The sequence below is a fragment of the uncultured Chloroflexus sp. genome, from assembly GCF_937129525.1.
Classification (GTDB): Bacteria; Chloroflexota; Chloroflexia; order Chloroflexales; family Chloroflexaceae; genus Chloroflexus.
Genome location: NZ_CAKZNK010000155.1, coordinates 1 through 21240, shown reverse-complemented (window position 1 = coordinate 21240; position 21240 = coordinate 1). Strand labels below are relative to the sequence as shown.

Below are 21240 nucleotides of genomic sequence, written 5' to 3'. Positions count from 1 at the left end.
AAGCTGTTCTCTACTGAGCGCGGCGAGTGCGCGCCTCGTCGCGCAATACTTGTAGATTCAGAATTTCGGCAATTTCAAATCGCGGCGGTAGCGAGCCGGCAATCGGGCGCAGGCGCAAAACCGGGGGAAAATAGCCCATCCGTCCATGCAATTCGGCGAGCAAGGCCGCCGCGCTGAAGTTAAGCGCCGGCAGATTGACCAGAATCGCCTCACTTTGCCACTGCTGTGGCGACAGACCGGCAGCGTCAGCGAGGGCCACGATTTGTGGGCCAAGGGGCTGCTGCTGATCAATCTGGCTGGGAATATCGATCAGTCGTTCAATCGTCTGCCCGGTTAATGCCACGATCTGCTCTTGTTGGGCAGCGGTGATGGGGTGGGCATAATTGAGAATGATCATACGCAAACCTTTATCAGATATTCTCTTTGTTTATTGTAATACAGAGTGTGCGCCATGGCGCTGGCAATCAGCGGGGAAATGCCATGTGGCGCGCGCCGTCTTGATATCAAATCCTGATGTCAGGGCAGTGGCGCATCTGTCAGCTCGTGCTGCCTTATCCGGAGTAAGAGATGATGCTATACCGTCTTGCAATCCTCTTTTGGGTGCTGATCCTGATCGCGGCCTGTGGCAGCCCCGATCCGGTCGCCGATCTGATGCGGAATCGGTGGCAGCTTATCGAAATCAACGGCCAGCCACCCCTGACCGGCCAGCAGTCGATAACGATAATCTTCACAACGTCTGATCGCTTGAGCGGCTTTTCTGGTTGTAATACCTATGGTGGTAGCTATCGCCTCGATGGGGCAACCATTGCGATCAGCGACCTAATCACCACATTTATTGCCTGCTCTGATCCGATTGGCGCGCAAGAGATAGCATTCCATCAAGCGTTGCAAGCCGCTACTCACTATGAGGTGAACGCCGGCGTCCTTTCACTGGTGGATGATCAAGGGGCAGTCGTCTTGCGCTTTCAAGCGGTATGACAAGCTGCATCGCGCTATCGCTCAATCTGGCTGCGCAGTCGCACTCCGGGAAACGTGTCATGGCGCTGGCGTTCCCTCCGGCACATCTTTTCCCAGACCTGTTAACCGGGCAATCAGCCAGCCGATGGTAAAAACCGGAATGGGTTGGGTCAACGGGATCAGCGCTTCTACCGCAGCTTTATTGCGCAAGCCACGCAACCCAAGGCGGTCGAGGATGAGCCAGCTCACCGGCGCTGCCAGGATGTCCAATCCTAAATCGAGCAGGTCGAGCGCAATCGGTAGGGCGATTGGAATGTAATGCATTGTGGTGAAGAAACCGGCATCGGACGGCACATTTAGGCTACGAATACGGCGCCAGATCCACCAGAGCACGATAGTAGCCAGAGTCAGGCTGATCACCATCAGAGCGAGGAACCAGCCAAGGATAGTAACAAGCTGTTCAGTCATGCAAGATTCTTCCTTCCCAGCCATGCCCAGGCCAGTGCAGTCAGGCTGAGCAGCACGATCAGCGTCGCCAGCGTGCTCAGTTCCAGCACTGCTCCAAAACGCGGCTGATCGCGGTCAATCATTGCCAGAGGCATAACCAGTGGCTCGGTTAAGCTGTAGAGCCACATCACTGCCGGACTATCAGGGCGCGCAGCCAGTACCTTCAATACCAGACGCGCCACCAGCAAGCCACACAGCGCGCCGCCCAACAGTGCGATACCTTCACGTAGCATACCAGTCATGTTAATCTGCATAGTTGTTCCTGGAACTCATTGGCGGAATGAGTCGTCTTCTCTATTGTAAACGCACACGTTGTAATCAAAGGTGTATCACCGGCAAAAGCGAGCCAATGAACCTTGTCTCAGATTCGTGGAAATTTCTCATTGAGATGTGACCATAGACCTATGGCAATGGTAATGCAATTTTGTTACACTGCTATCTACTCGTAGTGAACATGAACGTTTCGCTAGCCAGCAACACCATGACAGACTCTGGCGCGGAGAGCTTGAGTCTAGTCTTGACAAAAGTGCTTTTTAGTGCATAATAGTGCCTATGGAACGCGCGATAATGAGCGCAGGCAAGACCGCGAAACTTCTGGGTGTGACGGTCAAGACTCTGTAGCGCTGGAAGCGCGAAAGTCGTCCGTTCCCGTGTGCGCGCACCGACAGCAATCGGTGGCTCTACACCGAATCGCAATGGCGCGAGTTCCTGCGGCTGCGCCGCAACAAACCAGAACCCACGCGAATCGTGGCGTATTACCGGGTCTCAAGCGCTGCGTAAATGCCCAATCTGGCCAATCAGCGCCGGGTGCTGGAAGAATTCGTGGTGGCTAAGGGTCGCGCAAACGTCGAGTTTATCGAAGAAGTGGGCGGCGGCCTGGACGTCAGGCGTCAGCGTCTTCTGGAACTCATTGATGCGATTGGCCGAGCAGAGGTCAAAACGCTCATTCTGGCGCAGCGGGATCGGCTGACCCGCTTTTCTTGCTTAAGCAAGAACTGGTGCAAGACCTAATGGCGATCGCATGCTGCTTCTCGTCTCGACTGGATGGGTTGAGGAACGACTGCACAAGACTCAATGAAGCCTTAAGGCAGGACGCAACCGGCGGTGACGCACCATGCACCTGACGCACAGAATTGCTCTTTGCCCCACGCCTGAGCAGGCGAAGTACTTCAAGCGCGCTTGTGGCACTGCGCGCCGCGTCTGGAACTGGGCGCTGTCCGAGTGGAACCGGCAGCACGCGGCGGGGATGAGGCCCAACGCGATGGCGCTCAAAAGGCAATTCAACGCCATCAAGTACCGTGATCCTGCATGGCTGGATGCTGATGGCAAGCCATGGCTCAAAACCATTCACCGAGATGCGCACGCGCAGCCATTTGCGCATCTGGCCCAGGCATGGGATACGTTCTTCAAAGATATCAAGGCCGGCAAACCGGCGCATGCGCCCAAGTTCAAGAAAAAGGGCCGCTGCCGTGATAGTTTCTACGTCGCCAACGACAAGTTCCGCGTCGAGGGCAAGGCTATTCGGCTGCCCAAGGTGGGGTGGATCAAGATGGCCGAAACGTTGCGCTTTGAGGGCAAAGTGTTGGGCGCAACCGTTTCCCGAACCGCCGATCGCTGGTATGTAGCAATCCAAGTCGAAGTCAAAGACTGTGACTTTTACCGCAAGCGCAGTGGCGATGGTGTCATTGGTATAGACCTTGGCGTCAAGGCCATTGCAACCCTTTCCACTGGCGAGGTAATTGAGGCGCCCAAGCCGTTCAAACGGGCGCTGCGGCGCATCCAGATTCGCACTCGGCGTTTGAGTCGAAAGCTCACATCTGCAAACGTGCAGGTGGGATGGAAGCCCAACCAGCCCATCCCCAAAGGCGCCAGGCTACCGGTCTCGAACAACCGGCAGAAGTCTGCTGCGATAGTGGCCAGGACACACGCCCGTGTAGCCAATCTCCGAGCGGATTTCTTACATAAGCTCACAACCAACATTTGCCGCGAAAACCAAGCGGTGGTGCTGGAAAACCTTAATGTGCGGGGTATGATGGGCAACCGCAGGCTGGCTCGCGCCATTGCCGATGTGGGTTTGTACGAATTCCGCCGCCAGATCGCATACAAGGCCAAGCGCTACGGTACCCACGTTGTCATTGCTGATCGCTGGTACCCCAGCTCGCGCCTGTGTTCGGTCTGTGGTTGGAACAACGACGCGCTGACGTTGAGCGACCGCGCCTGGACGTGCCCACACTGTGGCACGCATCATGATCGCGACATCAATGCGGCGCGCAACCTTGAACGGCTGGTAACCGCAACGACCCTACCCGAGGCGAGTCCGTCCAGCGATGGCGGCGCTGCGACAGAGGGGGTCTTTGTCGCAGTCGGGCAAGTGACGCCTGTCAGGTACAATTCTATTACGGAATCGGGGCAGGAAGAAAAGGTGCGCACTTTTGCGCGCGATTTTCATAGCAGAAAAGCATGATCAAGCCGGTGGCGTCGATAAGCGCAGCGCAGCGTGTCACTTTCAAAGGGTTATGTCAATCCCGACGGTTTGGACTCTTTACGATCATGTTAGGCGTCGAATTGTGCTTACTTCTGAGCGTGGCAGGGTGGTTACTCAGCTCTGCCCAACCTCGCACGCCACTGGCTGCCAAACCCGATCTAACGTTGCTGACCCGCGAGATTCAAGGTCGCCTCAGCGGTGCTATTCTTGATCCGCTGATTGAAGTGAAGCCGGGCGTAACTATTCGCTCCAGCAATGTGCGTGGTTTCCGCTACGAAGGTCAAATCTACTACTATTATATTGAAGGTGTTCCCGGTTACGACCCGCTTTCGCGCGGCCTTGTGCGGCCTGATCAGGTTGAGATTATGCTCCGTGATAGCAGCGGTCCGCAAACGATTGTGCTTTACCGGGTATATTGAAACCGGCGTAACGCCAACAACGCAAGCCGGAACGAGCTGGTAGCGCTCATTATTGCTTCATCCCCCCTGCAACTACCATCTGCGCCCCTCTTGCCAATCGCTCCAATCGCGTTCTTCGGCAGCGCGGATTGCCCGCCGCTTCAGCGCCCGTCGTGAGATGGGGATAATCTCGTTTAAGATTGCCCAAAGCTGCTCTTCGAGGTGCGGTTGCGCTGCCAGAGCCTGCTCGATGGCAGCGCGGTCAAGACCGCGCGCGTGCAGCTCGGTCGCGAGCGCTTTTGCTCGCGCCAGATCGTTGGCTACCAGCGCTGCTATCAGTTCTTCTTCAAGCGTCATGCGGCGTCTCCCTCATCTGAAGCCCAACAATCAGTAGCTGGCTTACGTTCAGGCATGCGCTCGCCGCCGAAGCCAGCTTCGGTATGCCAGATCAGGCGGTCAAAATAATCGGCCCTTCTTCAGTGATCGCCAGGGTATGCTCAAACTGCGCTGATCGCTTGCCATCGGCGGTGCGCACCGTCCATCCATCGCGATCAACCTTTGTTGTCGCTTTGCCGGCGTTAATCATCGGCTCGATGGTAAACACCATGCCGGCCACGATCTTGCGCGTCTGAGCCGGGTCGTCGTAGTGCAAAATAGTTGGCTCTTCGTGCAAATTACGGCCCAACCCGTGACCGGTATACTCACGCACCACCGAAAAACCATTCGCTTCCGCATAGCGCTGGATCGCCGCCCCGATCGCGCGCAGCGGATTGCCCACCTGGGCCTGCTCAATGCCAAGCTCCAGACATCGGCGGGTTACCTCAAGCAGACGATACGTCTCATCATCGACCTCGCCGACCGGGAAGGTCTCGCAGGCATCGCCGACCCAACCGTTGAGGCGCAGGCCGATATCGATCCCGACAATATCACCTTGCCGTAATCGATCGCGCTTGCTCGGAATACCGTGACAGATCACATCGTTGATTGAAGCGCAGATTGTGCCGGGGAAGGGTGGGATGTAGTTGCGCCGACCGGCGGGGACGTAGCCTTTGTAGATCGGTTCAGCTCCGTGGGCCCGGATAAATTCCTCTGCAATTGCATCGAGTTCAGCCGTGGTCACGCCAGGCCGAACATGATCGCGCAGCACGTTGAACGTCTGCCGCACCAGTTGCCCGGCGGCGCGCAGCAGTTCGATTTGTGCCGGAGATTTAAGGATGATAGCCATCGAGATTCTCTCTTTATTCTAAAAGATACTACCTGTGTTATAGCATAAAAGTGAGTTATGGATAGCAACGCGCGCGCAGATTTTTCGTCAGGATCAGAGAGGCGCAACATCAGCGCGCGCTGTTGCCGGTTGCCAGTCCGACTTTGACCATAAAGATCATCGCAGTCATCGGTGGCGAAGAGTAGTGACGGTCATACTACTTTGCGCGTGTCAGATCATACGGCGCTAGCCGGTCTGGGCGGGGCGAAGGTCAGTGACGGTCATGCCACTTTGCACGTGTCAGATCATACGTCTGAACGGGAACCGGTGTTGCGCCTGGTGATTGCGACCATCCAGGATGGATCAGGATACATCTGGCGCGCGGCTCCGCTGCTATCGGTCGCTGTCTGCGTGTCGCGGACAGCAAGGAACCATTGGTTGATCAAGTGGAGCCAATGGTCTTTTACCTCTGGTAGTTGTCTTCATCGCTTGCCGGGGCTGGTGGACGTGGCAGCAAGCCGGCTCGTTCCACAACTCGCGGAATGGCCCTCGTCCAATCAACCGACATCAGATGTACACCGGCGACACCCTCAATGCTGAGCAGCTCGGTCACCAGTTCGGCAGCCAGCGCAATTCCTTCAGCTTCGCTATCGGCTGCGCGCTGCATCCGTTCGATGACGGCATCGGGCATCAGCGTACCGGGGAGATGATCGCGCAGATAGATTGCCGAATTGGGACGGCGGAGGATCATCACGCCGACCAGAATGTAGGCCTGTTGATGCAGACCGGCAGCGCGCGCGTCGGCCATCCATTGGCGAAACCGGTTTACATCGAAAATCAATTGCGTCTGAACAAACTCAGCGCCGGCTTCAATCTTTTTTTCCAGGCGCGCTGCTCGCTCAACATTCGGATTGGCGACACTGCCGATGAAAAAGCGCGGCGCTTCCTTCAAGGGGGTGCCAGATTGAAAAGATGCCTGATCGCGCAAGGTACGCAACATACGGATCAGTTGGAACGAATTGAGATCGAGGACATTCTTGGCCTCGGGATGGTCGCCGATCCGCGGATGATCACCGGTCATTGCCAGCAAATTGCGCACACCCAGCGCCGACGCGCTGAGGGCATCAGCCTGGAGCGCGATCCGGTTACGATGCTGGCACGTCATTTGCATAATTGGCTCGATGCCGAGCTGTTGGACAATCACGCTACCACCCAGTGACGACATCCGGGCAATGCCACGCTGGTTATCGGTCAGGTTAACAGCGTCAACATAATTGCGCAGATTTGTAGCCAGTGTTTCAAGGTGGGCGCGGGCCGCTCCCTTCGGCGGCGCAATTTCACCGGTCACAACCGTCTGACCGGCGGCCAACCGGCGTTGTAACGTAGAGTGCATAGCTATTCTTCGGCAAGCGCCTGTTGCAGATCGGCGATCAGGTCACTGGCATCTTCGATCCCGCACGAGAGCCGGATCAAGTTATCGCGAATGCCAACTGCCAGGCGTTCTTCACTACTCAGTTCATAGTAACTCATGAGAGCCGGTTGTTCAACCAGGCTTTCCACACCGCCAAAGCTTGGGGCGATATAAGGCAGGCGCAAGCGGTCAACCACCGTCATTGCGCTACGCAAATCGCCCTGCACCTCAAACGAGACAACTCCACCAAAGCCGCGCATCTGGGCGCGGGCGATAGCGTGATCGGGGTGTTCTGGCAATCCTGGATAATGCACCCGGACTACCCGCGGATGGCGGGCCAGAAATTCGGCGACTGCCTGCCCATTCTGGTTATGGCGTTCCATCCGCAAAGCCAGGGTCTTGAGGCCACGACCCAGCAGGTAGGCGGCATGCGGGTCGCAAATCCCTCCCAGCACGCCTTGCGTCTCGCGGAGCGCACTGATGATTGGCGGACGACCGATAATCACTCCAGCCAGCAGATCGTTATGGCCGGCCAGATACTTGCTACAGCTATGGACAACCAGATCGATCCCGTATGCCAGCGGGCGCATATTGTAAGGAGTGGCAAACGTGGCATCGATCACCGTCTTAATCCGGTGTTCGCGCGCGATTCGCGCCACCGCTGCCAGATCGATCACGCGCAGGTAGGGGTTGGTTGGCGCTTCGGTAATGATCAGGCGCGTGCGACCTGGCTCGATTGCAGCCGCAATTGCAGCCGGATTCGCCGCTTCGACTACACTGTGCGTTACGCCGAGGCGCGACAGCATCGTGCTGACAAACTGGCGTGTGCGCCGATAACCATCATCGGTCAGGATCACGTGGCTACCGCCGGGCAGCATCGCCAGCATCACGGTAGTCAGCGCGTTCATTCCGGAAGCGCACAGTAAAGCAGCGGCAGGCGCATCAGGAGACTCGAGCGCAGCCAGGCGCGCTTCAACCGCGCGCACAGTTGGATTCCCGTACCGACCATACTCTTCGCGTTCAACCTCTCCCACTTGAAATGCGATCAATTCGGCGCTATCACGAAAGGTGTAGGTTGCGCTCTGCACGATCGGTGTGGTAATAGCGTCAAATGCGCGCTGGCGTGATTCGCCAGCGTGGACAGCGGCAGTGCCTGGGCCTGGGTTGTGGGTGATGGTCATAAAAAAACCTCTCATCGGGGCGACGAGAGATCAAGGTGACGCGCTCCTGCCGGTTGGCGAGAAGACGCCGCTCTCCTCTCATCTGCCAGCTTCTTGCTGCCGGAGTTGCCACCCGTCAGGCTGTATCCGCCGGGTTGGCGCGGTTTCATCGGGCCGGTCCCTCCACCGCTCTGGATGAGTGCAGCGTTCTGCAATTGAGGCTGAGTATAGCAGGTGCTACTATGCTTGTCAATCAGTATCGGTATGGATGGATCACAACTAACAGCAGTGGCAACATTCTGGTGGGGCACACAAATTGTGCCCCTGATTCACGTCATCTACCGAATCGCTGTCACACACGCAGGAAGGCCGACATAATAACCACATCATGCAATTCGCCGTTGCGATCGATCGCATGGCGCGCCAACTGCCCTTCGACAGCAAAACCAAGTCGCGAAAAGATAGCCTGGCCGGCTTTAAGGGCCGCAAGCATTGCGACCGTCACTTTTTGAGCGCCAAGATCGCGCGCTGCTTCCACAATTGCCTGCGCCATCTGCATTCCCAATCCACTGCGTCGCCATCCTGGTTTGACGATCAGACGTAGCTCGGCGACGTGGTTTGACCAGCCTGGCACCCGGCGGGCCGAGGTGTAAGCCACGATTGATCCGTCAGCGGCAATCGCGACAATTTGGCGCCAGTTTTCTGCGCGCGATGCATTCGCCAGACGGGCAATAATATCGGGGTTGGTAAAATCTTCTTCGAGGTAGAGCAGATCATCTTTTGGCAGACTCAAACCGAAATCGGCCAGCGCTGACCGGTCATTCTCGGTGAGTGGACGGATTGTGACCTGTCGGCCATCTCTTAATTCGACATTGCTCATCGCTTCGCTGCGTAGGGCCATGCCAGCCTCCTGCTGTGTGTTGACGAGTGATCAGGTCAAGCGCCTAATAAAGTATGTGAAATATACCACATGTAGTTACACATGGGTTACGTTGAAGGGAAACTTGTTGAAATAAGAAACTCGCTTTTCGTAATGTAATGGAAGCTGGTATAATTGTACACGTTCCTTGGATCAGCAAACAACCGGCGGAGTCGCCCGACGATCCGTCGCAAGGAGGTCGTTATGAGCGAAAAGCGCGAGGTCGTGGTGCTGAGCGGCGTGCGGACGGCAATTGGCACATTTGGCGGCAGTCTCAAAGATACACCACCAACCGAGCTGGCAGCGCTTGTCACGCGCGAAGCGGTGGCAAGGGCCGGTGTGCAGCCTGAAGAGATTGGCCATGTCGTTTTTGGGCATGTCATCAATACCGAGCCGCATGACATGTATATGGCGCGCTACGCCGCAGTGCGTGGCGGTTTGCCGGTGGAAACGCCAGCGTTGACGCTCAACCGGCTGTGTGGTAGCGGGTTACAGGCGATTGTTTCGGCGGCCCAGTATATTCTGCAAGGTGATATTGATGCGGCTGTGGCCGGCGGCGCTGAATGTATGAGCCGTGGCCCTTATAGTCTGCCGGCAATGCGCTTTGGCGCTCGTATGAACGATACGAAAGTCGTTGATATGATGGTTGGCGCATTGACCGATCCGTTCGATGATTGTCACATGGGGGTAACTGCCGAGAATGTAGCGGCCAAATGGGGTGTCAGTCGCGAAGATCAGGATCAACTGGCATACGAGAGCCATATGCGGGCTGCGCGCGCAATCGATGAGGGGCGTTTCGCCGATCAGATTGTGCCGGTTGAGATTAAGGTGAAGGGAGGGACGGCCCAATTCACCGTTGATGAGGGGGTACGCCGCGATACCACGATCGAGAAGCTGGCCAAGCTGCGTCCCGTGTTCCTGAAAGATGGCTCGGTGACCGCCGGAAATGCTTCGAGCATTAATGACGCCGCTGCTGCGGTTGTGTTGATGGATCGGGCGACGGCGGAACGGCGTGGCTATAAGCCGCTGGCCCGTCTGGTAGGTTACAGTAATGTGGCCGTGGAGCCGAAGTATATGGGTATCGGTCCAGTGCCGGCAGTGCGTCGGTTGCTCGATCGCACCGGTTTGCGGATCGAAGACATCGATCTGTTCGAAGTAAACGAAGCCTTTGCCGCTCAGGCCCTGGCTGTGATCCGCGATCTAAACTTGCCGATGGATCGTGTGAATCCTAATGGTAGTGGGATTTCGCTGGGTCACCCGATCGGCGCTACCGGCTGCATTCTTACGGTGAAGGCGATCCATGAATTGCGCCGCATCGGTGGTCGCTATGCGCTGGTAACGATGTGTATTGGCGGTGGGCAAGGTATTGCTGCTATTTTTGAGCGCATGTAGGTGTGTTACTATTGTGGGGTTATGAGCCGGCGATCTTAACTGTAATCGCCGGCTCAAGGGAGAAAATATCATTTGTACTGTTGGTGGTGGAGGCAGATATGGGTAAGTTAGATGGCCGGGTTGCCATCGTCACCGGCGCATCCCGTGGTATTGGGCGGGCAATTGCGCTGGCACTGGCTGCTGAAGGGGCGAAAGTGGCGGTGAACTACAACAGCAGTATAGCTGCTGCGCAAGAGGTGGTTGATGCGATTACCGCCAAAGGCGGTGAAGCGATGCTGGTACAGGCTAATGTCAGCCAGTCTGACGAAGCGCGCGCGATGGTGCAGAAAGTGCTCGATCGCTGGGGGCGAGTCGACATTCTTGTCAACAATGCCGGTATTACCCGCGATCGCACCTTGCGCAAGCTTACCGATGAGGATTGGAGCACCGTCATCCAGAACAATCTCAATAGCGTCTATTACTGTACGACAGCCGTCATGCCGCATATGATCGAGCAAAGGTACGGGCGAATCATCAATATCAGCTCGTTTGTGGGACAGGCGGGCAATTTTGGTCAGGCCAATTATGCTGCCTCAAAGGGTGGGATTATCGCTTTTACCAAGACGGCAGCACTCGAGCTGGCTAAACACAATATTACGGTGAATGCGCTGGCCCCCGGCTTTACAGTGACCGATATGCTCGCCAAAGTGCCAGAGCAGATTCAAGAGCAGATTAAGGCCCGTATCCCGATGGGACGATTCGGGTTGCCTGAGGAGATCGCGAAAGCAGTCGTCTTTCTGGCTGCCGATGGTGACTACATCACCGGCCAGCAGATTAATGTGAACGGCGGCGTCTATATGTGATCAGTCCATTGCGATGAGCGTGCCAGTTATGGCTTACGCATCCGCTTGATAATGGATTGAATATCGCCGACATATCCTTGCCACGCCTGCATCATCTCTTGACTGAGACGTTGTTGTGTGCGAATAGCGTCGGCAACCGCTTGCTCAGTGGAATGACGCAGGCTACGACTGTAGTCCCAGTTTTTGAGCACGATGTCGAAAGCCATATCGGTGCTGGCGGCAAGCAATTCGTTCCATGCGCGCAATGACTGAAACATGGGGTCGGTTAGATCTGGCACCTGTGTTCCCTGCGAAAATGATGGCTGGCGATCGTGTTCTTCGTGGTTCGACATTGTATCTGGCCCTGTGTACAATAGGCGACAGCAATAACGAGGGCAATAACAACCCTTGCCCTATCAAGTGATCTCTGCCATCTCCATGGTATCACAAGCGGTTACAGGCGAGTACAACGAATCACTGTTACGGCCCCGTCTTATGCCTCCGCCTGCCCCCCTGTATCGCGCGCGTCGGGTGCGGGTCGAGCAACGGTTGGCGGTGGCCCTCGACGTGCCCCTAACCATCGTGGTCGCCCCACCTGGCAGTGGCAAGACGGTTGCGCTGGCGACCCTGGCTGTGCATGGGGGGTGGCCGACTGCCTGGTGTCGCGCTGATGTTGCTGATGATCCTCCCCGTCTCTTGCGTCATCTGACGGCAGCGTTCAGTCGAGTAGCACCACTTCGGTTTGATCGTCCTCCGACGACGATTGATGGCTTGATCAATGCTCTCACCAGTGATCTCGATGATGAAACGCTGTTGATTATTGATGATGCTCATCTGATCGATGAGCAGACCGATTTGCGCGCACTGATCGAACGTCTCATCGTCGCGCAACCGCCGCGCTTGCATATCGTGTTGTCAGGCCGACGTGAACCTGATACGCCAATTTTCGCCACGGCGCGGCTGCGCGGTGAGGCTGTGCTGATCGACGCGAGCGAGCTGGCATTTACGTCCGATGAAGCAGTTAGCCTCTGGCAACTGGCCGGACGCACTTTGCCAAACGATTTCGACGAATTACTTGCTTTCAGCGCAGGCTGGGCGCTGTCGCTGCGGATCGCACTCGATGCTGCCGATTGGCGCAGTGCTCTGGGATTGCGCGAACATGTTCCGCCGGCCCTTGATGAGTATCTGGATCGAGAGGTGTTTGCAGCGCTGCCGGCAGCGCTGCGATGGTGCTTGCAACGCAGCGCTGGGTTGCGCTGGCTTGAGCCTGATCTCTGCGCTGCGCTCGATCCGATGCTCGATCCGTCAGCGTTAATGGCAGAGTTGCGCCGTCGGCGCCTCTTTGTCGAACCATTTGGTGAGCATGGTCTGCGTTTTCAACCGATTATTGCTGCCTGGTTAGCCCGGCGGGCAGCAGCCGATCCGGAATGGCCGCAGCTTCACCGCCAGGCGGCAGCCTACTTCCAGCGTCGCGGTGATCACGAGAGCGCGCTGTACCATCAAATTGCCGCCGGCGATCCAGCCGCCTTCACGACGTTTCTCCCGCTGGCCCGGTCTCTACTCGCCGAACGGCGCGCCGAAGCGGTGCTCGATTGGATGCGACGCCTGGTGTTACCGGCTGATGAGCAGCCCGAACTGGTTGAGATCCAGGCGGCTGCGCTCCATCAGCTCAATCGATTGGAAGCGGCATTAGCGGCGTATCGACGCGCCGAACGGGCGTTTGCGGCTCAAAATGATTGCCTCGGTCAATCACGCTGTCTCCGGGGTCAGGCTGCAATCTATCTCGATACCGTGCAACCGGCACCCGCGACCGATCTGTTGCGGCGGGCGCTAAAGCTGCTCCCGCGCCATTGCGTTGCCGAACGAATTGAGTTGTTGTTGATGCAGGCTGAGAATTGGGCTAATCGTGGCCGGGCTGACATCGGTTTGCGCCTCGAACAGACAGCGCGAAAGCTGGCTGTCGCTCATGGTCTCGACCATCTCTACATAACCCATGCTGAAACGCTGCGACCACGGTTGTTGTTGCGTTCCGGTCGCTTGCGTGAAGCTCGTCAGATGCTCGAAGAACGCCTCTGGTCGGAACAACCGCTGACTCGCGCTACCGGTCATCGCGAGCCATTGTTACTGTTGGCGCTGATTAACGCCATGCTCGGAGGGGGTACGCAAGCGCTGGCTTTTGCGCATCGTATGCTGCTTGAAGCGCAACAAAGCGGCAATCTGGTGACTGAGGCGCTCGCCGAATTGCGCCTCGGCCATGCCTATCAGCTTATTACTCGTGGGGATGATCAGACGACTCGTCAACATTACAGCCGTGGCCTGCGCCTGTTGCAGCAGGTGACGGTGCCGCGCACGCGCGCCGAAGGCTATTTGGGTTTGACGTTGCTCCACGGTCATGCCGGTGATCTGGCTCGCGCTGAAGCCGATGCGCGTGAAGGGTTGTTGCTGGCTGCCTCAGCCGGTGATGAGTGGGTGGCTGCCTTGATGTTGCTGGCCCTGGGGAGTGTAACGCTCGTCGCTGACGATCCACGTGGTCACGAATGGCTCGAACAGGCTGAACAGCGCTTTCAAGCCGGTCGCGATACCTTCGGCCTATTCCTCGTGCATCTGTGGCGGGCGTTGGCAGCTTTACGCACTGGACGCACCGCTAATGTTGACCCGCTGATCGATCAGGTGATGCGGGAAGCAGTTGAGCATGGCTACGAGCAGGTTTTGATTGGTCCCAGTCTGTTTGGTCCGCGCGATATTGCCGCGCTGGTGCCGCTTTTGTTGCGCGCGCGAACGATGCCGGCTCATCGGGATACGGCTATCCGTCTCCTGCGGCAGGGTTTTCCTTCCATCGCGGCGGATGATACGGTTGATGATTATCATCCCGGTTTTACCTTGCGGGTGCAGATGTTGGGCGCATTTCGCGTCTGGCGCGGTAATCAGGAGATTCAGGCCCGCGAGTGGCAACGCGAAAAGGCCCGTCAGCTTTTCCAGTTGTTGCTGACCATGCGCGGCAATTGGGTGCAGCGGGAACAGATTTGTGCCTGGCTCTGGCCTGATGCCGATCTCGAGGCTGCCGAACGTCAGTTTAAGGTAACCCTCAATACCTTGAATGCGGCCCTCGAACCGCACCGTCCGCCGCGCGTGCCCCCCTTCTTTATTCGTCGGCAGGGATTGGCCTACAGCTTTGCCCCTTCGTTTGGCGCCTGGATCGATGTCGATGAGTTCGAGCTGCGCGCAAGTGGCGCCCAAACTGCCGGTGACCCCGATTTTGCCCGGCGTAGTGCCCAGGCTGCCCTTCAACTCTACCGTGGTGATTACCTCGCCGAGTCACTTTACGATCCGTGGACGATCGAAGAGCGTGAGCGCTTACTGGCCCGTTATCTTGCTACTGCGATTTCGTATGCGGAACAGCTCAGCGCTGATGGTCGCCATAACGAGGCTATCCAGATTGCCGAGCAGGTTTTGCGCCGCGATCGCTGCTACGAAGAGGCTTACCAGCTCTTGATGCGCGCTCACGCTCGCGCCGGTAGCCGTTCACAGGCAATGCGGGCTTATACTCGTTGTGTGCAGGCGCTGCGTGAAGAACTTGGGATCGAGCCGCTCCCCGAAACTGAAGCTCTCTATCATCGCGTTCGACAGAATGAAGCGATTTGACATCCATTGTGAAGATTTGTACGATACTACTGCCGGGCGAAGTTTGCCTGGTTGGGCTGGTAGCGATCATGTGTTCGTAGCGTGAGTTGAATCGGTGATCGCGCGCGCTAGCTGGCAACGTTTCCGACATCGTTCTACTTTGCCCAGGATGTTGCCTGCTTGCAGACCGACCTGAATGCCGTCGCATTCACGCAATTGCATCACGGAGCTGTCTTTTATGGATCCCATCTTTGCCACTATTCGGCAAATTCATGCCATCTTTGGTCGCGAGGTGTTGTCGGTTTTGATCGTCGTTGCAGCCGTGTATCTGGCTTTTACCTACCGACCCAATGCGCCGCGAAATCTGGTTACGCGGGTCTTCCCTGTGCTGATCGATATTCAGGCGACGCTAGGTTTGATCTATTGGTTGGCCGGGATCTTTGCCGGTATCACCTATTTCCTCAGTTTCCCTTTTATTTTGCATCCCCTTTTAGGCCTGGTGACGGCTATTGTTGGTCATATCTTCTTCGGAGTGCGCAATCCGTTGGCTCGCCTTCAGCGTTGGGCTGGGCCGGTGGCGTTGGGAATCATCCTGGTATTAGTGCTAAGTAATGTACTGATTGCGATGTTTGCGCGCATGGTGTAGCAGTCGTTAGCCAATGGCTCCGGCTTGCGATAGTAACCAGTCAGCTTCGTCGTCTTCTGGCCCGGTAGTCAGCCATGCTGACTGCTGGGCCAATGCCGCCTGTGCGGTTGTCAGGTCTGTTTCGGTGAAGCTGAGTTGATCGCCGGGTAACAGTTGTGCGGCCAGTGGCAGATCGGCCCCAATCACGACGGCAATGACCGGATAGCCACCGGTCGTTTGGGCATCGGCCATCAGCAAGATCGGCTGTCCGTCAGGAGGAAGCTGAATTGCTCCTGGTACGACGCCAAATGATGGGAGCGAGAGGTCGCGCGCTGGCAGGAGAGCGCCACTCAATCGATAGCCCTGGCGACTCGCAGCTTGATCGATCTGGAAGGTTGCGCTCAGTAGTTTTTCCCATGCTTCAGGTAGTACCGAGCGTTGTGGTCCTGGCAGTACCCGCAGGCACGGCTGCGCGCGGTACGAAGGACGGCGATCCGCGGGCCACCAGCGCACTCCTTCCACTACCGTGCCCAGGCGTGGGCGGACGGGAATTCGATCACCGCTCCGTAAGGCGCGCCCTTCATATCCGCCAAAACCGCCGGCCAGACAGGTGCTGGCGCTCCCGATTGCCCACTCAGCAGCCAGTTCGCCTGCCACCGCTAAATAGTTCCGTCCGCCCCACATTCCGCGTCGTCCGTGCAGGCTTAGTGTGCTGCCAGCCGGCACAAGCACACTCTGCCAGGGCGCCAGAGGAGTGCCATCGAGGTGAGCCTGTACATCAGCGCCGGTAAGCGCAATGGTCATCCGCGCGCCAAAACGGAGCTGAATACCGCCAGCGGTTAACTCCAGTGCCGGCGCGTTTAACGAGTTGCCAACCAATCGGTTAGCCGCTGCCAGCGCAAACCGATCCATCGCCCCCCCAACCGGTACGCCGTAGCGCCGCGCTGTCAGCCGTCCGCCGTCTTGGATTGTGAGCAGCGGACCGCCGGCAATAACTTCGATAACAGCCGTCTCTGGTAGTGAACCCATTTGTGTCCCGCCATTCCAGTGTCATAGCTGCTGTGCATCGATGTCTGGTTGGCTCTACAAGGCGACAAATCGCACCCGATCTCCCGGCTGGAGCAGCGCTGGAGGATCGGCGGCTGGATCAAACAACTGCACTGTGGTGCGTCCAATCAGGTGCCAGCCTCCGGGTAGCGTGGTTGGATAGATCCCGGTCATACCGGCAGCAATAGCTACCGAGCCAGCCGGTACCGCTACTCGTGGGGTTGCGCGGCGGGGGAGATGTAACAGCGGTGGTAGCCAGCCCAGGTAGGGGTAGCCGGGGGCAAAACCGATCATAATGACCCGCTGCTCAGTTGCAGTGTGGAGCGAGATCACTTCGGCAGGGGTAAGCCCTGTTCGTTCGGCCACCTCTACCAGATCGGGGCCATCTTCGCCACCGTAGCGCACCGGGATGACAAACTCGCGTCCTGCCGGCAAAGCAGCTAATGGCGGTTGTCTTGCCAGCTCGGTTAGCCGGGCGCTGAGCCGCTCATAATCAGTGGTCAGCGGATCAAAACAGACCAGGAGCGAGTCGATTGCCGGCACCAGATCGATCACACCCGGCAATGGATCACGTTGCAACACAGCCATTGCTGCCAACGGTGCGCCGGCTGCGGCGATCGTGGCCGGCCAGCGCACCAGCAGGGCCGCTTCTCCCATTAGATCGATCCATCCGCTCATCGTTCAGGCGCTCGCACGCTAATGCCTGCTGCCGTTAATCCTTGTCGCAGAATGGCGGCGCGCGCTGCGGCTCCCGGTGTGTCGCTGTGCAGGCAGATAGTATCGGCCTGCAACGGCACCGGAGTGCCGTCCTGAGCGATCACCACTCTATCCCGGACGATACTCAGCGTTTGGGTCAGGCAGGCTGTTGGCTCAACGATCAACGCATCGGGATGGCGACGATCTCGCAGCCGACCATCGGCTTCATAGGCTCGATCGGCAAAGGCTTCGGCCAGTACCGGCAGCCCTGCTTCAATACCGGCTGCGATCAGTGCTGAGCCGGCCAGACCAACCAGAGCCAGGTTGCGACTAAATGCGGCAACGGCGCGAGCAATCGCCGTTGCAATGGCAGTATCGCGCGCAGCCACATTGTAGAGCGCGCCATGCGGTTTCACATGGCGCAATTCAACCCCTTCGGCGCGAGCGATGGCGGCGAGTGCGCCGATCTGGCCCAGTACCCAATCTTCGATTTCAGAGGGTGACATCGGCAATACCCGTCGCCCAAATCCGTGCAGATCGGGATACCCGGGGTGAGCGCCTACTGCTACCCCTAATTCACGACAGCGCCGCACTGTGCGGCGCATCACCTGGGGATCGCCAGCGTGACCGCCACAAGCCACGTTGGCCGAGCTAACAAAGGGCAGGATGCCATCGTCATCACCGATCTGAAACGCGCCGTAGCTCTCGCCGCAATCACAGTTGAGATCGATCGTGATCATCGGTTTGTTGCCTGCGTTTTCGTATCAATAGGAGCGATGTTATGGTCTTGCCGAGGATTCTGCGAATGCTGGCGAACGCATCATACCACGGCGCGCTATGATGAGCATCACCAGCATCAAACTTGCGTCAACAACGACCAGTAGCGAGCCAGTTGCCGGGCCAAACCAGCCGATCAACAACCCAAACAGTGCTGGCAGAAACAGGCCGCCGCCGGTGCCAATCGTCAGGGCCAGGCTGAGCGCAGCGCCGCTGCGCCCGGCTGCGTGGGTGATCATCAACATAGTGGTGGGGAAGATTGGTCCACAGGCCAGGCCCATCAGCGCCACTGCTGCCAGGGCGAGTTCTGTCTGGTGTGATCCCAGCGTCAAGAGGATACCACCCGATCCAAGTCCGCTGATACACAGTAACAGCGTGCGCAGCGGCCCAATCCGATCGCCCCAGACAGTTGCCGCCAGCCGACCAATGGTTAACATTCCCCAAAAGAGACTGGTGCTGAGAGCAGCTACCGGAGCAGCAAGGCCGGCGCCTCGCTCCAGGATTAATGTGATCCAGCCGCCGATACCGATCTCAGTGCCGATGTAGGTAAACATCAGCAAGCCAAACATCACTGCTGCCAGCCAGCGCGGCGCGCCTGCCATCTGCGCCACTGGAGCCTGAATTGGTTCGCGCAAGCGAATGGTTGGCCAGACCAGGGCCAGCATGAGCATTGCGCCGAACCAGATGGCAGCTTGGGGGCGGTTGATGAGGGCGATCATCGCCGCTACCAGCAACGGGCCGCCGATTGACCCTACGCTGAAAAAGAGGTTAAGCGCATTGATTGCCCCGGCAGCGCCGTGATACAGTCGCGCAATCAAGAGATTACCACCGGCCAGCATACCGCCATAGCCAAAGCCGGCCAATAAGGTTCCGGCCAGCATACCAGTCAAAAAAGGGCTAAATCCGGTCAGCAGCATGCCGCTACCCATCAGCCCTGCGCCGGTCGCGATCACGGTTCGCATACCCCAGCGCTCAATAGCAGTTCCCACGCCGATCGATGCCAGCACTCCACCGAGCGAAAACGCGGTAAAGATAGCGCCCAGGTCGGTTACTTCGTGGCCGACCTGCGCTGCCAGCCCAGGCAGGCTTGGTCCAATAGCTGACAATATCCAGCCGACGCCCAGATAGAGTGCGCCAACAATGAATAGTGCTCGTGTTCTACTCACGATACTCGCACCAATCGCTGTGCCGACCAGACTGCTGCATTTGTTGCCACCAATTCATCGTAGAGGATGGCAACACGGCGGGCAATTGCCGGCCAGCCATATTCAGCCGCGCGCTCTACTGCCGCCGATCGCAGCCGCGCGGCCAGCGCTGCATCGGTCAGGATTCGCTCAATCTGCGCGGCCAGCGTTGCATCATCGTCAGGTGGCACCAGCAAACCATTGCGTCGATCCTCTATCGTCAGTGCCAATCCACCGACATTCGACGCCACCACTGCGGCGCCACAGGCCAGCGCTTCGAGCGCTGCCAGACCAAACGATTCGTAATGCGATGGCGCGGCTACAACATCGGCGGCCACATAGTACAGCGGCAAGCGCTCTTGTGGCTGCGCGCCGACGAAGCGTACCTGCGCTGCGATACCCAGCTCGCGGCGCAGCGCATCGAGGCGACGTTGTTCGTTATTCCAGCGCGCCGATTGTCGTTCATCATCGCCGCCGATCAGCATCACCTGCAACCGATCGCGCCAGTGAGGGTATTGGTTCAAGAGGCGCGCGGCTGCCCGAATCAAGGCATCCATGCCTTTGAGTGGCTCGATGCGGCCAACACAAACCAGCAGAATGGTATCATCAGACAGCCCCAATTCGGCGCGCGCCGCTGCCCGATCGCCCGGCTGAAACCGACGTAAGTCTACCCCACACGGAATGACCCTGATCCGGCTAGCATCAGCGCCATAGTGCCAGACCATCTGTGCCCGGTCGAGCGGAGTAGCGGCCACTACCGCATCTACCTCGCGCATCAACCGTCGCTCGATGACAATTCGTCGCCTGGTTTCCACTTCTTCTTCAGAGCGAGCCACGCTATTCTTCATTGCGCCCAACGTATGAAACATCTGCACAATCGGCGCCCGCCACACCCGGCGCAGCCGCAACGCTGCTTCACCCGAGAGCCAGTAGTGGCTGTGGATGAGATCGTAACTCAAATCTTCCCCATCGGCAAAACAGCGCACCCGGCTGACAAATTCGGGCAGGTAGGTCAAGAGCAAATTCTTGTCATAGGGTGCGGCAGGACCAGCGTGCAGACTGACCAGGCGAACACCGCGCCCGAGAGGTATCACGGTCGGTGTCGTCCGATCCTGGCTACGGGTGAAAATGTCAATGAGAATCCCACGCTGCCCCAACTCGCGGGCTAATTCGCGCACGTAGACATTCATGCCGCCAGCCTCTTTACTTCCGAGCCGGGCCAGCGGGCTACTATGAACACTCAGCATTGCAATCCGCATGCGTTCCTCATCACGAATGAAGAGCGAGCGCGCCGGGAAAAATCCCGCGCTGCCCGCCCCTCCGCGGAATGGTAACGGGTATTTTACCCGTCTTCCCTGAGTGTTGTATCACAAATTATCTGATTGCACAAGTATTGTTCAATCGGATTACATCCAGAACCGATACTTCAGGAGGGCAAAGATGGCATAGATGCCCTGGATAGGCTTCATCTTTTTGCCCTCTTCATATGTTCGCCCCAGGTAACTCACCGGCACTTCATAGATGCGGTAGCCACGTCGCAACACTTTTGCCGCGATCTCTGGCTCAATGCGGAAATCGTTGCTCTCGAGCTGAAGGCTGCGCAAAACATCGGTGCGCACTACTTTGTAGCAGGTCTCCATATCGGAGATCCAGCAGTTGAAGAGAAAATTGGTCAAAAACGTGAGGAACTTATTGCCGAGCGCATTCCAGAAGTACATCCCGGTATGGCGACCGAGGAAGCGGCTGCCGAAGACGACATCGACCCGCCCGCTGGCAATCGGCTTGACCAGTTCGTAATAGTCTTGCGGATCGTACTCCAGATCGGCGTCTTGAATGATGGTAATCTCGCCGCGAGCGTGGGCCAAGCCGCTCCGCACTGCGGCGCCTTTCCCGCGGTTTTGGGGATGTCGTATGACAGTGAGGTATGGGCGCGAGCGGAGCAAATCGGCCAAAATGACCGGCGTTTCATCAGTTGAATGATCATCAACGATGATAATTTCTTTATCGAGGTTAACTGTCTCGACTTGAGCAAGGAT

General features: G+C 57.7%; 23 protein-coding genes and 1 riboswitch. Of the genes, 8 read left to right on the top strand and 15 right to left on the bottom strand.

Annotated elements, in window-relative coordinates; all coding sequences use genetic code 11:
* Positions 1–10 precede the first annotated feature (10 nt).
* Positions 11–397 (bottom strand): CRISPR-associated protein Csx15, encoded by a 387-nt coding sequence (csx15, locus tag Q0650_RS18655; protein ID WP_298821771.1) that lies wholly within the window; start codon positions 395–397, stop codon positions 11–13.
* A gap of 170 nt (positions 398–567) precedes the next feature.
* Between csx15 and Q0650_RS18650 the strand changes: the two genes are divergently transcribed.
* Positions 568–978, top strand: a complete 411-nt coding sequence (locus tag Q0650_RS18650) for an META domain-containing protein (RefSeq protein ID WP_298821770.1) — start codon at positions 568–570, stop codon at positions 976–978.
* A gap of 57 nt (positions 979–1035) precedes the next feature.
* On the opposite strand, the gene Q0650_RS18645 is transcribed toward Q0650_RS18650, so the two are convergent.
* Both Q0650_RS18645 and Q0650_RS18640 read right to left on the bottom strand, forming a co-directional pair.
* On the bottom strand, positions 1036–1425 hold the full coding sequence (locus Q0650_RS18645; protein WP_298821768.1) for a hypothetical protein: 390 nt from the start codon (positions 1423–1425) through the stop codon (positions 1036–1038).
* Positions 1422–1718, bottom strand: a complete 297-nt coding sequence (locus Q0650_RS18640; protein WP_298821766.1) for a YggT family protein — start codon at positions 1716–1718, stop codon at positions 1422–1424. Before Q0650_RS18640 ends, Q0650_RS18645 begins: the two co-directional genes overlap by 4 nt.
* A 526-nt stretch (positions 1719–2244) precedes the next feature.
* Between Q0650_RS18640 and Q0650_RS18635 the strand changes: the two genes are divergently transcribed.
* From Q0650_RS18635 to Q0650_RS18625, 3 genes are all read left to right on the top strand, one after another.
* On the top strand, positions 2245–2475 hold the full coding sequence (locus Q0650_RS18635; RefSeq protein ID WP_298821764.1) for a recombinase family protein: 231 nt from the start codon (positions 2245–2247) through the stop codon (positions 2473–2475).
* A gap of 103 nt (positions 2476–2578) precedes the next feature.
* Positions 2579–3928 (top strand): RNA-guided endonuclease TnpB family protein, encoded by a 1350-nt coding sequence (locus Q0650_RS18630; protein ID WP_298821762.1) that lies wholly within the window; start codon positions 2579–2581, stop codon positions 3926–3928.
* Positions 3925–4368, top strand: coding sequence for a hypothetical protein (locus tag Q0650_RS18625; RefSeq protein WP_298821761.1), 444 nt, complete (start codon positions 3925–3927; stop codon positions 4366–4368). The genes Q0650_RS18630 and Q0650_RS18625 overlap by 4 nt, the downstream gene beginning before the upstream one ends.
* A 72-nt stretch (positions 4369–4440) precedes the next feature.
* Here Q0650_RS18625 and Q0650_RS18620 read toward each other — a convergent pair whose 3' ends face one another.
* The 5 genes from Q0650_RS18620 to Q0650_RS18600 form a co-directional block, all read right to left on the bottom strand.
* Positions 4441–4704 carry a hypothetical protein gene (locus Q0650_RS18620; RefSeq protein ID WP_298821759.1) on the bottom strand — a complete coding sequence of 88 codons (264 nt, stop codon included), beginning with the start codon at positions 4702–4704 and terminating at the stop codon, positions 4441–4443.
* Between the two features lie 91 nt (positions 4705–4795).
* A complete protein-coding gene (gene map / locus Q0650_RS18615) occupies positions 4796–5572 on the bottom strand; it encodes a type I methionyl aminopeptidase (RefSeq protein WP_298821757.1) in 777 nt (258 codons plus the stop codon).
* A gap of 442 nt (positions 5573–6014) precedes the next feature.
* Positions 6015–6944, bottom strand: a complete 930-nt coding sequence (locus Q0650_RS18610; protein ID WP_298821755.1) for a methylenetetrahydrofolate reductase — start codon at positions 6942–6944, stop codon at positions 6015–6017.
* A 2-nt stretch (positions 6945–6946) separates the two neighbouring features.
* Positions 6947–8143, bottom strand: a complete 1197-nt coding sequence (locus tag Q0650_RS18605; RefSeq protein ID WP_298821753.1) for a PLP-dependent aspartate aminotransferase family protein — start codon at positions 8141–8143, stop codon at positions 6947–6949.
* A 75-nt stretch (positions 8144–8218) separates the two neighbouring features.
* Positions 8219–8324: riboswitch (SAM riboswitch) on the bottom strand.
* Positions 8325–8474: 150 nt separating this feature from the next.
* Entirely contained in the window at positions 8475–9023 is a 549-nt protein-coding gene (locus Q0650_RS18600) for a GNAT family N-acetyltransferase (protein WP_298821751.1), read from the bottom strand.
* 222 nt (positions 9024–9245) lie between these two features.
* Here Q0650_RS18600 and Q0650_RS18595 point away from each other — a divergent pair, with 222 nt between their 5' ends.
* Entirely contained in the window at positions 9246–10433 is a 1188-nt protein-coding gene (locus tag Q0650_RS18595) for an acetyl-CoA C-acyltransferase family protein (RefSeq protein ID WP_298821749.1), read from the top strand.
* A gap of 98 nt (positions 10434–10531) precedes the next feature.
* A complete protein-coding gene (gene fabG / locus Q0650_RS18590) occupies positions 10532–11275 on the top strand; it encodes a 3-oxoacyl-[acyl-carrier-protein] reductase (protein ID WP_298821747.1) in 744 nt (247 codons plus the stop codon).
* Between the two features lie 26 nt (positions 11276–11301).
* On the opposite strand, the gene Q0650_RS18585 is transcribed toward fabG, so the two are convergent.
* On the bottom strand, positions 11302–11553 hold the full coding sequence (locus Q0650_RS18585) for a hypothetical protein (RefSeq protein WP_298821744.1): 252 nt from the start codon (positions 11551–11553) through the stop codon (positions 11302–11304).
* Positions 11554–11749: 196 nt separating this feature from the next.
* Here Q0650_RS18585 and Q0650_RS18580 point away from each other — a divergent pair, with 196 nt between their 5' ends.
* Both Q0650_RS18580 and Q0650_RS18575 read left to right on the top strand, forming a co-directional pair.
* Positions 11750–14896, top strand: a complete 3147-nt coding sequence (locus Q0650_RS18580) for a BTAD domain-containing putative transcriptional regulator (protein WP_298821742.1) — start codon at positions 11750–11752, stop codon at positions 14894–14896.
* Between the two features lie 217 nt (positions 14897–15113).
* The gene (locus Q0650_RS18575) at positions 15114–15521 is read left to right on the top strand and encodes a hypothetical protein (protein ID WP_298821740.1); all 408 of its coding nucleotides are present in this window, start codon (positions 15114–15116) and stop codon (positions 15519–15521) included.
* 6 nt (positions 15522–15527) lie between these two features.
* Here Q0650_RS18575 and Q0650_RS18570 read toward each other — a convergent pair whose 3' ends face one another.
* From Q0650_RS18570 to Q0650_RS18545, 6 genes are all read right to left on the bottom strand, one after another.
* Positions 15528–16529 (bottom strand): biotin-dependent carboxyltransferase family protein, encoded by a 1002-nt coding sequence (locus Q0650_RS18570; RefSeq protein WP_298821737.1) that lies wholly within the window; start codon positions 16527–16529, stop codon positions 15528–15530.
* A 54-nt stretch (positions 16530–16583) separates the two neighbouring features.
* Entirely contained in the window at positions 16584–17225 is a 642-nt protein-coding gene (gene pxpB, locus Q0650_RS18565) for a 5-oxoprolinase subunit PxpB (RefSeq protein ID WP_298821736.1), read from the bottom strand.
* Entirely contained in the window at positions 17222–17983 is a 762-nt protein-coding gene (locus Q0650_RS18560; RefSeq protein ID WP_298821735.1) for a LamB/YcsF family protein, read from the bottom strand. The genes pxpB and Q0650_RS18560 overlap by 4 nt, the downstream gene beginning before the upstream one ends.
* A 39-nt stretch (positions 17984–18022) precedes the next feature.
* Entirely contained in the window at positions 18023–19186 is a 1164-nt protein-coding gene (locus tag Q0650_RS18555; protein ID WP_298821733.1) for a sugar MFS transporter, read from the bottom strand.
* Positions 19183–20463 (bottom strand): glycosyltransferase, encoded by a 1281-nt coding sequence (locus Q0650_RS18550; protein ID WP_298821731.1) that lies wholly within the window; start codon positions 20461–20463, stop codon positions 19183–19185. Before Q0650_RS18550 ends, Q0650_RS18555 begins: the two co-directional genes overlap by 4 nt.
* Positions 20464–20610: 147 nt before the next feature.
* Positions 20611–21240: glycosyltransferase family 2 protein (locus Q0650_RS18545; protein WP_298821729.1), on the bottom strand; the 630-nt coding region annotated here is incomplete at its 5' end.

What these genes read in the sequence shown, in the direction of transcription:
- Q0650_RS18645 (WP_298821768.1), bottom strand. Translation starts at nt 1,425, where the DNA reads ATGACTGAACAGCTTGTTACTATCCTTGGCTGGTTCCTCGCTCTGATG.
- Q0650_RS18625 (WP_298821761.1), top strand. Translation starts at nt 3,925, where the DNA reads ATGATCAAGCCGGTGGCGTCGATAAGCGCAGCGCAGCGTGTCACTTTC.
- Q0650_RS18560 (WP_298821735.1), bottom strand. Translation starts at nt 17,983, where the DNA reads ATGATCACGATCGATCTCAACTGTGATTGCGGCGAGAGCTACGGCGCG.
- Q0650_RS18605 (WP_298821753.1), bottom strand. Translation starts at nt 8,143, where the DNA reads ATGACCATCACCCACAACCCAGGCCCAGGCACTGCCGCTGTCCACGCT.
- Q0650_RS18610 (WP_298821755.1), bottom strand. Translation starts at nt 6,944, where the DNA reads ATGCACTCTACGTTACAACGCCGGTTGGCCGCCGGTCAGACGGTTGTG.
- map (WP_298821757.1), bottom strand. Translation starts at nt 5,572, where the DNA reads ATGGCTATCATCCTTAAATCTCCGGCACAAATCGAACTGCTGCGCGCC.
- Q0650_RS18630 (WP_298821762.1), top strand. Translation starts at nt 2,579, where the DNA reads ATGCACCTGACGCACAGAATTGCTCTTTGCCCCACGCCTGAGCAGGCG.
- fabG (WP_298821747.1), top strand. Translation starts at nt 10,532, where the DNA reads ATGGGTAAGTTAGATGGCCGGGTTGCCATCGTCACCGGCGCATCCCGT.
- csx15 (WP_298821771.1), bottom strand. Translation starts at nt 397, where the DNA reads ATGATCATTCTCAATTATGCCCACCCCATCACCGCTGCCCAACAAGAG.
- pxpB (WP_298821736.1), bottom strand. Translation starts at nt 17,225, where the DNA reads ATGAGCGGATGGATCGATCTAATGGGAGAAGCGGCCCTGCTGGTGCGC.
- Q0650_RS18570 (WP_298821737.1), bottom strand. Translation starts at nt 16,529, where the DNA reads ATGGGTTCACTACCAGAGACGGCTGTTATCGAAGTTATTGCCGGCGGT.
- Q0650_RS18600 (WP_298821751.1), bottom strand. Translation starts at nt 9,023, where the DNA reads ATGGCCCTACGCAGCGAAGCGATGAGCAATGTCGAATTAAGAGATGGC.
- Q0650_RS18595 (WP_298821749.1), top strand. Translation starts at nt 9,246, where the DNA reads ATGAGCGAAAAGCGCGAGGTCGTGGTGCTGAGCGGCGTGCGGACGGCA.
- Q0650_RS18635 (WP_298821764.1), top strand. Translation starts at nt 2,245, where the DNA reads ATGCCCAATCTGGCCAATCAGCGCCGGGTGCTGGAAGAATTCGTGGTG.
- Q0650_RS18640 (WP_298821766.1), bottom strand. Translation starts at nt 1,718, where the DNA reads ATGCAGATTAACATGACTGGTATGCTACGTGAAGGTATCGCACTGTTG.
- Q0650_RS18580 (WP_298821742.1), top strand. Translation starts at nt 11,750, where the DNA reads ATGCCTCCGCCTGCCCCCCTGTATCGCGCGCGTCGGGTGCGGGTCGAG.
- Q0650_RS18575 (WP_298821740.1), top strand. Translation starts at nt 15,114, where the DNA reads ATGGATCCCATCTTTGCCACTATTCGGCAAATTCATGCCATCTTTGGT.
- Q0650_RS18620 (WP_298821759.1), bottom strand. Translation starts at nt 4,704, where the DNA reads ATGACGCTTGAAGAAGAACTGATAGCAGCGCTGGTAGCCAACGATCTG.
- Q0650_RS18650 (WP_298821770.1), top strand. Translation starts at nt 568, where the DNA reads ATGATGCTATACCGTCTTGCAATCCTCTTTTGGGTGCTGATCCTGATC.
- Q0650_RS18550 (WP_298821731.1), bottom strand. Translation starts at nt 20,463, where the DNA reads ATGCGGATTGCAATGCTGAGTGTTCATAGTAGCCCGCTGGCCCGGCTC.